The organism is Micromonospora thermarum (genome assembly GCF_012034245.1).
Classification (GTDB): domain Bacteria; phylum Actinomycetota; class Actinomycetes; order Mycobacteriales; family Micromonosporaceae; genus Micromonospora; species Micromonospora thermarum.
This window is the reverse complement of the sequence record NZ_JAATEO010000010.1, coordinates 63,728-76,027: the sequence shown is the minus strand read 5'-3', so window position 1 is coordinate 76,027 and position 12,300 is coordinate 63,728. Positions and strand designations below refer to the sequence as shown.

At 72.2% G+C, this 12,300-nt stretch carries 8 protein-coding genes; 2 read left to right on the top strand and 6 right to left on the bottom strand.

Features of this window, described 5'->3' with window-relative positions; translation table 11 throughout:
• Positions 1 to 42 precede the first annotated feature (42 nt).
• Entirely contained in the window at positions 43 to 1,554 is a 1,512-nt protein-coding gene (locus HCJ94_RS11435) for a deoxyguanosinetriphosphate triphosphohydrolase family protein (RefSeq protein ID WP_168000965.1), read from the top strand.
• Positions 1,555 to 1,568: 14 nt separating this feature from the next.
• Here HCJ94_RS11435 and HCJ94_RS11430 read toward each other — a convergent pair whose 3' ends face one another.
• From HCJ94_RS11430 to HCJ94_RS11405, 5 genes are all read right to left on the bottom strand, one after another.
• Positions 1,569 to 2,714, bottom strand: a complete 1,146-nt coding sequence (locus HCJ94_RS11430) for an MBL fold metallo-hydrolase (protein ID WP_168000964.1) — start codon at positions 2,712 to 2,714, stop codon at positions 1,569 to 1,571.
• A 103-nt stretch (positions 2,715 to 2,817) separates the two neighbouring features.
• Entirely contained in the window at positions 2,818 to 3,336 is a 519-nt protein-coding gene (locus tag HCJ94_RS11425; RefSeq protein ID WP_309227231.1) for an SDR family NAD(P)-dependent oxidoreductase, read from the bottom strand.
• Positions 3,337 to 3,670: 334 nt separating this feature from the next.
• A complete protein-coding gene (locus HCJ94_RS11415; protein WP_168000962.1) occupies positions 3,671 to 4,435 on the bottom strand; it encodes a succinate dehydrogenase/fumarate reductase iron-sulfur subunit in 765 nt (254 codons plus the stop codon).
• Positions 4,432 to 6,363, bottom strand: coding sequence for a fumarate reductase/succinate dehydrogenase flavoprotein subunit (locus HCJ94_RS11410; protein WP_168000961.1), 1,932 nt, complete (start codon positions 6,361 to 6,363; stop codon positions 4,432 to 4,434). The genes HCJ94_RS11415 and HCJ94_RS11410 overlap by 4 nt, the downstream gene beginning before the upstream one ends.
• 2 nt (positions 6,364 to 6,365) lie before the next feature.
• Positions 6,366 to 7,097 carry a succinate dehydrogenase cytochrome b subunit gene (locus HCJ94_RS11405; protein ID WP_168000960.1) on the bottom strand — a complete coding sequence of 244 codons (732 nt, stop codon included), beginning with the start codon at positions 7,095 to 7,097 and terminating at the stop codon, positions 6,366 to 6,368.
• A 35-nt stretch (positions 7,098 to 7,132) separates the two neighbouring features.
• Between HCJ94_RS11405 and HCJ94_RS11400 the strand changes: the two genes are divergently transcribed.
• Entirely contained in the window at positions 7,133 to 8,062 is a 930-nt protein-coding gene (locus tag HCJ94_RS11400; RefSeq protein WP_168000959.1) for a LysR family transcriptional regulator, read from the top strand.
• A gap of 160 nt (positions 8,063 to 8,222) precedes the next feature.
• On the opposite strand, the gene hrpA is transcribed toward HCJ94_RS11400, so the two are convergent.
• Positions 8,223 to 12,257, bottom strand: a complete 4,035-nt coding sequence (gene hrpA, locus HCJ94_RS11395) for an ATP-dependent RNA helicase HrpA (RefSeq protein WP_168000958.1) — start codon at positions 12,255 to 12,257, stop codon at positions 8,223 to 8,225.
• Positions 12,258 to 12,300 lie beyond the last annotated feature (43 nt).

Genomic DNA, 12,300 nt, shown 5'->3' with positions numbered 1-12,300 from the left:
GTTGGTTTCCGTGCTGCATTCTGCCGGGCTACCGTGGCGATCATGGAACCACCTGCGGAACCCCGGGCGCGCCGTCTCTTCGGTGGCAGCGCGCGGGCGCTGGGCGACCTGGCGGCCAGCCCGTTCCGGGCCGACCGGGACCGCATCGTCGCCTCACCCTTCTTCGCCCGTCTGAACGGGGTAACCCAGGTGGTCAGCCCCGGCGGCTCGGGCCTGCTGGTGCACAACCGGCTCACCCACAGCCTCAAGGTGGCGCAGGTGGCCCGGGCGATCGCCGAGCGGCTCACCGCCGACGACCGGTACCGGGACCTGCTGGAGAAGCTGGGCGGCTGCGACCCGGACGTGGTGGAGGCCGCCGCGCTCGCCCACGACCTGGGGCACCCGCCCTTCGGGCACCTGGGGGAGCGGGTGCTGGACCGGCTGGCCCGCCAGCGGCTCGGGCTCGCCGACGGGTTCGAGGGCAACGCCCAGTCGTACCGGATCGTCACCTCCACCGAGATCCGCGGTGCCGCGACGACCGGGCTGGACCTGACCGCGGCGGTCCGGGCGGCGATGCTGAAGTACCCGTGGACGCGCCTGGACCACCCCGATCCGCACCCGCGGCTGCTCGATCCGGCGCCGCGGGGCGCCGCCGTACCGCCGGACGACCCGGCCAGCGGCTCGACGAAGTTCGGGGCGTACCGCACCGAGATCGACGACCTGCGCCAGGCGCGGGAGCCGTTCGCCGGGCGGATCGCCGACTGGCAGCAGACCGTCGAGGCGTCGGTGATGGACACCGCCGACGACATCGCGTACGCGATCCACGACGTGGAGGACTTCTACCGGGTGGGGGTGCTCCAGCAGGGCGCGGTCGCCGCCGAGCTGACCGCCTGGCAGCGGGAGAACGGGAGCCTGCGGGCGATCACCGAGCAGGGCCTGGCCACCGCCGCGCGCCGGCCCGGCTCGGCGATCGAGCGGCTGCGCCGCCAGGTGCACCGCAAGGACGCCTGGATCGCCGACGACGACGCGTTCGCCGCCGCCGTCGAGCACGTCCGGGAGGAACTGGTGGACGGGCTGCTGGCGGTGCCGTTCGACGGGTCGATCGAGGCCGAGCAGTACGTGGCCCGCTTCTCCGCCCGCTGGACCACACGGCTGGTCGACGCGATCAGGGTGGTGGAGACGCCCTCGGTGCGCTCGGGGCACGTGCTGCTCGCCCCGGCGCAGTGGCACGAGGTGCAGGTGCTCAAGTTCGTGCACCACCGGTTCGTGCTGGCCCGGCCCGACCTGGCACTGCACCAGCGCGGCCAGGCGCGGCTCCTCGCCACCCTGGTCGAGGCGCTGCTGGACTGGCTCCTCGACCCGGAGGAGGAGTCGCGGCTGCCGCGCCGCCTGCACGACCTGGTCGAGTTGGCCGAGGCGGAGCTGCACCCGCGGACGCCGGACCGGCTCGGCAAGGCGCGGGGCCGGGCGATCATCGACTTCGTCGCGCAGCTCACCGACGGTCAGGCGGTGGCGATGCTCGACTCGCTCTCCGGCCGCTCCGGCGCCCTCTGGACCGACGCCTTCGTCCTCTGAGGCCGGACGCCGCGTCAGGCGACCGCCTGCCACCAACCGTCGACCGGCGGCGGGTCGTCGACCACCACGCGCTCGCCGGGGCGGGGCACCGCCAGCCGCACGTCCCGGGCCTTCGCCTCGGCCCAGAGCCGGTCCACCGGCTCCGACCAGTCGTGCAGGGCGAGGTTGAACGTCGCCCAGTGCACCGGGATCAGCAGCCCGCCCCGCAGGTCCAGGTGGGCGGTGACCGCCTCCTCCGGGAACATGTGGATGCTCGGCCACGCCCGGTCGTACGCGCCGATCTGCATCAGCGTCACGTCGAACGGCCCGTACGCGGCTCCGATCGCCGCGTACCCGTCGAAGTAGCCGGAGTCGCCGGTGTAGAAGAGGCTGCGGTGCGCGCCGGCGACCACCCACGAGCTCCAGAGCGTGCCGTCGCGGCGCAGCCCCCGGCCGGAGAAGTGCTGCGCGGGGGCGGCGGTGAGCGTCAGGGCACCGACCTCGTAACTCTCGGACCAGTCCAGCTCGATGATCCGGTCGGCGGGCACCCCCCACCGGTCCAGGTGGGCGCCGACACCGATCGGCACCACGAACGGCGCGTCCTGCCGGGCGGTCAGCTCCCGGACGGTGGCCAGGTCCAGGTGGTCGTAGTGGTCGTGGGAGATTAGGATCGCGTCGAGCCTGGGCAGCTCGTCGAGGCGGACCGGCGGCTCGTGCAGGCGCTTCGGCCCGACCAGGGCCGACGGGGAGCAGCGGTCGCTCCACACCGGGTCGAGCAGCACCCGCCGTCCCTCGATCTCGATCAACGCGGACGCGTGGCCGTACCAGACGACGTTCAGTTCCCGCGTCGTGTCGCCGGCGGGCGGGTCGGCGGGCCGCAGCAGCGGCACGGCCGCGGTCGGGTGGCGCTTCTGCTTGCCGAAGATCAGCTCCCGGACCAGGTTGCGGTCCGGGGCGCCGGCCATCGAGCGGCTGCTCGCCGGGTTGCGGAAGGCGCCCTCGCGGTACTGCGGCGAGCGCAGCGCCCGTTCGGCCCGGGCGCCGGTCAGCCGGCCGCCGAGCGCCAGCGGGATGTCGCGCGCGACCCAGGCGAGGCCGGCCAGGGCGGCAAGCCCGACCGTTCCGCTCACCCGCCGGCCGAGCGACCGGTCCCGATTCCCGTCCTGCGCTGGTGCCGCCATCGCCGTCCCTCCGCCGTGTTCCGACGTACACGGTAGCCCGGGGTGTTGAGAGGGGACCCCTGCTCTACCTCAGGCGTCGATAAGGGACCCTTCCTTACCCCCGTCAGCCCAGGCGGCGGCGGATCGCTGCGGGGGCCTCGCCGACCGCGCGGGCGACCCGCACCAGATCGGGCAGCCAGCCGCCGCGGAGCCGCTCGCTACCCGGGGCGGGGGCGAACACCACGCCGTCGTGCGGTTCCACCGGCCGGTCGGTCAGCGCTGCCAGCCGCATCAGGGGCCCGACCAGGGCGTCGTACACGCCGGGCAGCACGGTGAAGCCGAAGCGCATGACGCTGTTGGCCCGGCCCACCGACACCTCCCGCCGGGGGCGGTCGGCGCAGTCGACGATGGCCCGCGCGACCCGCTCCGGGGTGGTGACCGGCAGCGGCGGGCGGCCGAGGCGGCCCAGGTAGTTGGCCGCCCGCTGGTAGACCGGGGTGTCCACGCTGCCCGGGGTGACGATGCAGACGTGCACGCCCGGCGTCTCCCGGGCCTCCTGCTGGAGGACCCGGGCCAGCCCCTGCAGACCCCACTTGCTCGCCACGTACCCGCTCAGGTACGGAGCGGTGATGTGGCCGAGCACCGATCCGGTGAGGATCAGCGTGCCGCCGCCGGCCGCCTGGAAGTGCCGCAGCGCCACCCGGAGGTGATCCGGACGATCGCGTCCGTCGGCTCCTCGATGCGGGGGTCGGGCACCTCCTCGACCCGTACGTCCCGCTTGCCCTGCCAGGTCAGTGCCTTCGTGTCCGGATGTCCCCTCTCGGCGTCCTCCCGGAGGGTGCTACCCGTGCAGCGTCCCTCGAACCGGCCGCGGCCACACCGACCGGTCTGCGCGCAGATACAGCGAAAGAGTGGCTGTCCGACGTCGGACAGCCACTCTTTCGTTGAACGGAGGGGACGTCGCCCGCGGCGTCGCGTCAGGAGCCGGGGGTGTTGTCGCCCCGCTTGGCGGTTGCCGCGAGGTAGTCGCGGTTCAGGCGGCCGATGGTGTTCAGCGGGATGCCCTTCGGGCAGACCACCGTGCACTCACCGGCATTGGTGCAGCCGCCGAAGCCGGCCTCGTCGTGCGCGTCCACCATGCCGATCACCCGGGTGTAGCGCTCCGGCTGGCCCTGCGGCAGCAGCGAGAGCTGGGTGACCTTGGCGGCGGTGAAGAGCATGCCGGAGCCGTTCGGGCAGGCCGCCACGCAGGCGCCGCAGCCGATGCAGGCGGCCGACTCGAAGGCGGCGTCCGCGTTGCCCTTGGCGACCGGTACGGAGTGCGCCTCCGGGGCGCTGCCGGTCGGGGCGGTGATGAAGCCGCCCGCCGCGATGATCTTGTCGAACGCGTTGCGGTTGACCACCAGGTCCTTGATGACCGGGAAGGCCCGGGCCCGCCACGGCTCGATGTCGATCGTGTCGCCGTCCTTGAACTGCCGCATGTGCAGCTGGCAGGCGGTGGTGCCGCGCTGCGGCCCGTGCGCGTTACCGTTGATCATCAGGCCGCACATGCCGCAGATGCCCTCGCGGCAGTCGTGGTCGAACGCCACCGGCTCCTCGCCGGCGAGGATCAGCCGCTCGTTGAGCACGTCGAGCATCTCCAGGAACGACATGTCGGGGGACACGTCGTCGACCTGGTAGGTCACCATCCGACCCTTGTCCTCAGGGCCCTTCTGGCGCCAGATGCGCAGGGTCAGGTTCACTTGTAGCTCCGCTGCGTGGGGTGGACGTATTCGAACTTCAGGTCTTCCTTGTGCAGCACGGGCTGCTCGGCGCCGTACTCCCAGGCCGCCACGTACGCGAACCGCTCGTCGTCGCGCTGCGCCTCGCCGTCGGGGGTCTGGTGCTCGGCCCGGAAGTGGCCGCCGCAGGACTCCTCGCGGTGCAGGGCGTCGATGCACATCAGCTCGGCCAGCTCGAAGAAGTCAGCCACCCGGCCGGCCTTCTCCAGCGACTGGTTGAGCCCGTCGGCGTCGCCGATGATCCGCACCCGCTGCCAGAACTCCGCGCGCAGCGCCCGGATCTCGTCGATCGCCTTGCGCAGGCCGGCCTCGGAGCGCTCTATGCCGCAGTGCTCCCACATGATCTGGCCCAGCTCCCGGTGGAACGAGTCGACCGTGCGGTCGCCGTTCACCGCCAGCAGCCGCTGGATGCGGTCCTCGACGTCCCGCCGCGCCTCGACCGCCGCCGGGTGGCTCGCCTCGACCTTCTCGAACGGGCCGGCCGCCAGGTAGTTGGCGACGGTGTTCGGGAGGACGAAGTAGCCGTCGGCGAGGCCCTGCATGAGCGCGGACGCGCCGAGCCGGTTCGCGCCGTGGTCGGAGAAGTTCGCCTCGCCGATCACGAACAGGCCGGGGATGGTCGACTGGAGGTCGTAGTCGACCCACAGGCCGCCCATCGTGTAGTGCACGGCGGGGTAGATCCGCATCGGGACCTCGTACGGGTCCTCGCCGGTGATCCGCTCGTACATCTCGAAGAGGTTGCCGTACTTCGCCTCGATCGCCTTGCGGCCGAGCCGCGTGATCGCGTCCGCGAAGTCCAGGTAGACGCCGAGCCCGCCCGGGCCGACGCCACGGCCCTCGTCGCAGACGTTCTTCGCGGCGCGGGAGGCGATGTCCCGGGGCACCAGGTTGCCGAAGGAGGGGTAGATCCGCTCCAGGTAGTAGTCCCGCTCGTCCTCGGGGATGTCCTTCGGCTTGCGGTTGTCGCCCTTGGCCTTCGGCACCCACACCCGGCCGTCGTTGCGCAGCGACTCGCTCATCAGGGTCAGCTTCGACTGGTGGTCGCCGGAGACCGGGATGCAGGTCGGGTGGATCTGCGTGTAGCAGGGGTTGGCGAAGTACGCGCCCTTGCGGTGCGCCCGCCAGGTGGCGGTGACGTTGCAGCCCTTGGCGTTGGTGGAGAGGTAGAAGACGTTGCCGTACCCGCCGGAGGCGAGCACGACCGCGTCGGCGAACTCCGTGGTGATCTCGCCGGTGACCAGGTCCCGGACGACGATGCCCCGGGCCTTGCCGTCGACGATGATCAGCTCCAGCATCTCGTGCCGGGCGTTCATCTCCACGTTGCCGAGGCCGATCTGCCGCTCCAGCGCCTGGTACGCCCCGAGCAGCAGCTGCTGGCCCGTCTGGCCCCGCGCGTAGAAGGTGCGCTGCACCTGCGCGCCGCCGAAGGAGCGCGTGTCGAGCAGGCCGCCGTACTCGCGGGCGAACGGGACGCCCTGGGCGACGCACTGGTCGATGATGTTGACCGAGACCTCGGCCAGCCGGTGCACGTTCGACTCGCGGGAGCGGAAGTCGCCGCCCTTGACGGTGTCGTAGAAGAGCCGGTGCACCGAGTCGCCGTCGTTGCGGTAGTTCTTGGCGGCGTTGATGCCGCCCTGCGCGGCGATCGAGTGCGCCCGGCGCGGGCTGTCCTGGTAGCAGTACGACTTGACCTGGTAACCCTGCTCGGCCAGGGTCGCCGCGGCCGACCCGCCGGCCAGGCCGGTGCCGACCACGATCACCGTCATCTTCCGGCGGTTGGCCGGGTTGACCAGCTTCGCCTCGAAGCGGCGGCGTTCCCAGCGGGTCTCGATCGGGCCGTCGGGAGCCCTGGTGTCGGCGATCGGGTCGCCCTCGGTGTAGAGATCCATGGTCAGGACACCAATCCGGTGAGTACGGCGAACGGGACCACGAGGTAGCCGGCGCACAGGAGGACGGCGACGGCCAGGGCGACGTTCTTCGCCCGGCGCTCGCCCTGCGGGGTCTGCTGGCCGAGGCTGCGCAGCGCGCTGAAGACGCCGTGCCGCAGGTGGAAGCCGACCGAGACGACGGCGAGGGTGTAGAAGAGCGTGACGTACCAGCGCGAGGGCGCGAAGTCGGCGACCACGTTGGCGTACGGGCGGCTCGGGTCGCCGACCGGGTTCAGCGTCCCCGTGGTCAGGTCCAGGAGATGGTAGATCACGAAGAGCAGGATGATCACGCCACCCCAGCGCATCGTGCGGGCGGCGTAGCTGCCCTGGATCTTCTTGCGGTGCGCGTACTGGACCGGGCGGGCGGCCCGGGCGCGCAGGGCGAGCGTGGTGGCGGCCCAGATGTGGGCGACCACCGACACCAGCAACGCGGCCCGCATGATCCACAGGAACCAGACGCCGGGCAGCAGGGGCTTGCCGATCTCCCGCAGCCAGTGGGCGTAGTGGTCGAACGACGACGCGCCCGCGAAGACCTTCAGGTTGCCGAGCATGTGCGCGACGAGGAACAGCACCAGGATGATGCCCGTCACCGCCATGACGGCCTTGAGGCCGACGCTGGAGCGGATGGGCGACCGAGTTCTCGTGACTACCACACGACCGACGCTAGGAGCAGTTTGATCAGTCGTCCAATGCATCGACCCCGCAGTCTTGATAGCCATAGGCTATCTAGATGCAGCTCCATCAGCTCCGGTACTTCGTAGCGGTCGCAGAACTACGACATTTCACCCAGGCGGCCGAGGCGGTCGGTATCACGCAGCCCTCGCTGAGTAAGCAAATTCACGCTCTGGAGGCCGACCTGGGGGCCCCGCTCTTCGAGCGGGTAAGGGGCAAGATCGGGCTCACCGCGGCGGGGGAGGTGCTGCTGCCGTTGGCCAAGCGGATCCTCGCCGACGTGGACACGGCGACCCGGGAGGTGCAGGAGCTGGTCGGCCTGCGGCGCGGCCGCGTCCGCCTCGGCGCCACCCCCAGCCTGGCCACCTCGCTCGCCCCTCCGGTGCTGCGCCGCTTCCGCGACGCCCACCCCACCGTGGACCTACGGGTGGAGGAGGGCGGCTCGCAGGACCTGGTGCGCGACCTGCTGCGGGGCGACCTCGACCTGGCCCTGATCATCATGCCGGCGCAGGGCGTCGACCCGGGGCTGCGCACCGACCCGATCCTGACCGAGAGCCTCGTGGTGGCCTCGGTGGACCCGGTGCCGACCGTGCCGCCCGGCGGGCACCTGCGCATCACCGACCTGCGCGACCAGCCGCTGGTCATGTTCCGGGAGGGCTACGACCTGCGCGACGCCACCCTCCAGGCGTGCCGGGAGGCGGGCTTCGAGCCGACCCTCTCGGTCGACGGCGGCGAGATGGACGCCGTGCTGAGCTTCGTCGAGGCGGGGCTCGGGATCGCCCTGGTCCCCGGCATCGTGGTGGCCCGCCGGCCCGGCATCCGGGTCACCCGGCTCGCCCCGCCGGGCGTCCGCCGCACGATCGGGGTGGCCCGCCGCCGCGACGTGGTGCCCACCCACGCCGGCCGCGAACTCCGCCGCATCCTGATGGAGTACGTCCAGGAAGCGACCGCCACCGCCGACCTCCCACCCGGCGTGGAGCCCCTGTAACCGCCCCCCGGTCCCGCCCCCTCGTCCCGCCCCCTCGTCCCGCACCCTCGTCCCGCGATCTTGCAGTTCTGGCCCCGACAAAAGACGCGGGACCGTCCATATCGAAGGCACAAAGTGCAAGATCGCGGGGTAGGGGCGGGGCGGGGCGGGGCGGGGCGGGTCAGCGGGCTTCGGCGTCGTCCATCGCGCGGTAGATGCGTTGCTCGCTCACCGGGTACGGGGTGCCCAACGCCTGGGCGAAGACGTTCACCCGCAGCTCCTCGATCATCCAGCGGATCTGCCGGACGGCCGCCGACTGCCGCTTCGCGGGAGGCAGCGCGGCTTGCAGGTCGGCGTACTCCTTCTGCACGACCGTGATCCGGTCCTGCTGCTGCTTGTCGCGGGCCGGGTTCCCGGGGAGCCGGTCCAGCCGGCGCTCGATCGCGGTCAGGTAGCGCAGCAGGTCGGGCAGGCGGGCGTACCCGGTCTCGGTGACGAAGCCGGCGTGCACCAGTCCGGTCAGCTGGTTGCGGATGTCCGCCAGGGCCGCCACCACCGCGAGGTTCCGGGTCGCGCCCAGGCGCTGCTCGATGGCGTACGCGGCGGCGAGCACCTTCCGGACCCGGTCCACGACGTCGACGACGGTGTCCACCAGTCCGGCGCGCACGGTCTCGCGCAGCGCCGCGAACCCCTCGGCGTCCCAGGCCGGGCCGCCCGCGTCGGCGATGAGCTTGTCGATCGCCGCGCCGGCCGCGTCCTCGATCAGCGCCTGCACCCCGCCGTGCGGGTTGCGGCTCAGCGCCAGCTTCGCCTCGTTGGACAGGCGCCCCTGGAGGAACTTCGCCGGGGAGGGCACGGTCAGGCGGAGCAGCCGGCGGGTGCCCGCCCAGTGCGCGGCCTCCTGCTCGCCCGGGGAGTCGAACACCTTCACCCCGACCGTCGCGCCCTCGTCCACCAGTGCCGGGTACGCGGTGACCGCGTACCCGGCCCGTACCTGCTCGATGGTGCGGGGAAGGGTGCCGATGCTCCACTCCGTCAGCCCGGTCCGCGCCACGTCCGGCGCGCCGGCGGCCACCACCTGGCGTACCTCCGCCTTGAGCTGGCGTTGCAGGGTCGGCAGGTCCTTGCCCTCGGCGACCGGCTCGTCGTCGTCGCCGAGCACGCGGAAGGTGACCCGCAGGTGCGGCGGCAGCTTCGCGACGTCCCAGGCGTCCCGCGGCACGGTCACCCCGGTCATCCGGCGCAGCTGCCGGGTGAGGGCGTCCAGCAGCGGCTCCTGGCCGGCCGGCATCTCCGCCAGGGCGGCGCGGGCGTAGTCCGGAACCGGGACGAAGTTGCGCCGGAGCGCCTTGGGCAGCGAGCGGATCAGCGCGATCACCAGTTCCTCGCGCAGGCCGGGCACCTGCCAGTCGAAGCTCTCCGCCGGCACCTGGTTGAGCAGGGGCAGCGGGATGTCCACGGTGACGCCGTCGGTCGGGGTGCCCGGGTCGAACGTGTACGTGAGCGGCAGGCTCACCCCGTCGGCCCGCCACTCGTCCGGGTAGTCGGCCTCGTCGACCCGGCCCCGGCCGGCGTTGACCAGCAGCTCGCGGGTGAAGGTGAGCAGGTCCGGCCGCTGCCGGCGCTCCTTCTTCCACCACGCGTCGAAGTGCCGCCCGGAGACGACGTCGGCGGGGATCCGCTCGTCGTAGAACTGGAAGATCGTCTCGTCGTCGACCAGGATGTCCCGCCGCCGCGCCCGGTTCTCCAGCTCCTCGATCTCCGCCAGCAGCTTCCGGTTGTCCGCCCAGAACTGGTGGTGGGTCTGCCAGTCGCCCTCGACCAGGGCGTGCCGGATGAACAGCTCCCGGCTCAGCGCCGCGTCGATCCGACCGAAGTTGACCTTGCGGGAGGTGACGATCGGGATCCCGTACAGCGTCACCTTCTCGTAGGCCATCACCGCGGCCTGCTTCTTCTCCCAGTGCGGCTCGCTGTAGCTGCGCTTCACCAGGTGTTGGGCGAGCGGCTCGACCCACTCCGGCTCGACCCGCCCGTTGACCCGGCCCCAGAGGCGGGTGGTCTCCACCAGCTCGGCGGCCATCACCCAGCGCGGCGGCTTCTTGAACAGCGCCGACCCGGGGAACAGGGCGAACTTCGCCCCGCGCGCCCCCAGGTACTCGTGCTTCTGCGGGTCCTTCAGACCGACGTGCGACAGCAGCCCAGCCAGCAGGGACTGGTGCACCTTCGGGGTGTCGATCTCCTCCGGCAGGTCCGCGCCGGCCTGGCGCCGCCCGCCGCCGTCGGGCGCGGCCTCCGCCGGCCTGCGCCGGCCCTGCTCCTTTTCGGGGGTACGCAGCACCTGACGGAGCTGGCTCACGATGTCCTGCCACTCGCGGACCCGCGGGTAGTTCAGGTACTCCGCCCTGCACATCCGCCGGAACGCGCTCGACGACAGGGCCCGCTGCTGCTCGCGCAGGTACCGCCACAGGTTCAGGTACGCGACGAAGTCCGACTCCTTGTCGGCGAACCGCGCGTGCGCCTGGTCGGCCTGGGCCTGCTTCTCCACCGGGCGCTCACGCGGGTCCTGGATGGACAGCGCCGCCGCGATCACGACCACCTCGGTGGCGCACCCGTTCCGCTCGCCCTCGAGCACCATCCGGGCCAGCCGCGGGTCCACCGGCAACTGGGCCAGCCGCCGGCCGAGCGCGGTGAGCCGCTTCGCCGGGTCGGTCTCGGCCGGGTTCAGCGCGCCCAGCTCGTGCAGCAGGTTCACGCCGTCGGTGATGTTGCGCCGGTCCGGCGGGTCGATGAACGGGAACGCGGCGATGTCGCCGAGCCCGATCGCCGTCATCTGGAGGATGACCGACGCGAGGTTGGTCCGCAGGATCTCCGGGTCGGTGAACTCGGGGCGGGACAGGAAGTCCTGCTCGTCGTAGAGCCGGATGCAGACGCCGTCCGACGTACGCCCGCAGCGCCCCTTGCGCTGGTTGGCCGACGCCTGGGAGACCGGCTCGATGGGCAGCCGCTGCACCTTCAGCCGGTTGGAGTAGCGGGAGATGCGGGCGGTGCCCGGGTCCACCACGTACTTGATGCCCGGCACGGTCAGCGAGGTCTCCGCGACGTTGGTGGCGAGCACGACCCGGCGCCCGGTGTGCGGGGCGAAGACGCGGTGCTGCTCGGCGGTGCTCAGGCGCGCGTACAGCGGGAGGATCTCGGTGCCCAGCAGCGACCGCTTCTTCTGCACCAGCTTGCCGAGCGCCTCCGCGGTGTCCCGGATCTCCCGCTCGCCGGAGAGGAAGACCAGGATGTCGCCGGGCCCCTCGCCGGCCAGTTCCTCGACCGCGTCGCCGATGGCCTGGATCTGGTCGCGGACGTTCTCCTCGTCCGCCTCGTCCTCGTCCGCCGCCTCGGTCACCTCGACGAGCGGCCGGTACCGCACCTCCACCGGATACGTCCGGCCGGAGACCTCGACGACCGGGGCCGGCTTACCCTCGGCGTCGGCGAAGTGCCGCGCGAACCGGTCCGTCTCGATGGTCGCCGAGGTGATGATCACCTTGAGATCGGGGCGGCGGGGCAGGAGCTGCTTCAGGTAGCCGAGGATGAAGTCGATGTTGAGGCTGCGCTCGTGCGCCTCGTCGACGATGATCGTGTCGTACTGGCGCAGCATCCGGTCGGTCTGCAACTCGGCCAGCAGGATGCCGTCGGTCATCAACTTGACCAGGCTGTGCTCACTGACCTGGTCGGTGAAGCGGACCTTGTAGCCGACCACGTCACCCAGCTCGGTGCCCAGCTCCTCCGCGATCCGGTCGGCGACCGTCCGCGCGGCCAGCCGGCGGGGCTGGGTGTGCCCGATCAGCCCGTTGATCCCCCGCCCCAGCTCCAGGCAGATCTTGGGTAGCTGGGTCGTCTTGCCGGACCCGGTCTCGCCCGCGACGATCACCACCTGGTGGTCGCGGATCGCCGCCGCGATGTCGTCCCTGCGCTCGCTGACCGGCAGCGCCGGCGGGTAGGTGATCGCCGGTACGGCCGCCCGCCGGCTCGCCAGCCGCGCCTCGGCCCGTGCCACGTCGGCGGCGATCTCGGCCAGCGCCGACTCCCGGCGCTGCGGGTCGCGCAGCTTCCGGACGCCGTCCAGCCGCCGCTGGAGGCGGCGCTGGTCGCGGAACATCAGGGGGCTCAGGCGGCGGTGCAGCTCGCGGGCGGAGTCGGGCGCGGCGGAGGCGGCTTCTTTCTGCATGTCGCCGCCAAGGATAGGCAGGCCGGACGCCCAGCGCCCCGGG

Excerpts from the sequence above, each read along its gene's own strand:
- HCJ94_RS11430 (WP_168000964.1), bottom strand. The coding sequence starts at position 2,714 with ATGGCGGCACCAGCGCAGGACGGGAATCGGGACCGGTCGCTCGGCCGG.
- HCJ94_RS11405 (WP_168000960.1), bottom strand. The coding sequence starts at position 7,097 with ATGCATTGGACGACTGATCAAACTGCTCCTAGCGTCGGTCGTGTGGTA.
- HCJ94_RS11410 (WP_168000961.1), bottom strand. The coding sequence starts at position 6,363 with ATGGATCTCTACACCGAGGGCGACCCGATCGCCGACACCAGGGCTCCC.
- hrpA (WP_168000958.1), bottom strand. The coding sequence starts at position 12,257 with ATGCAGAAAGAAGCCGCCTCCGCCGCGCCCGACTCCGCCCGCGAGCTG.
- HCJ94_RS11400 (WP_168000959.1), top strand. The coding sequence starts at position 7,133 with ATGCAGCTCCATCAGCTCCGGTACTTCGTAGCGGTCGCAGAACTACGA.
- HCJ94_RS11435 (WP_168000965.1), top strand. The coding sequence starts at position 43 with ATGGAACCACCTGCGGAACCCCGGGCGCGCCGTCTCTTCGGTGGCAGC.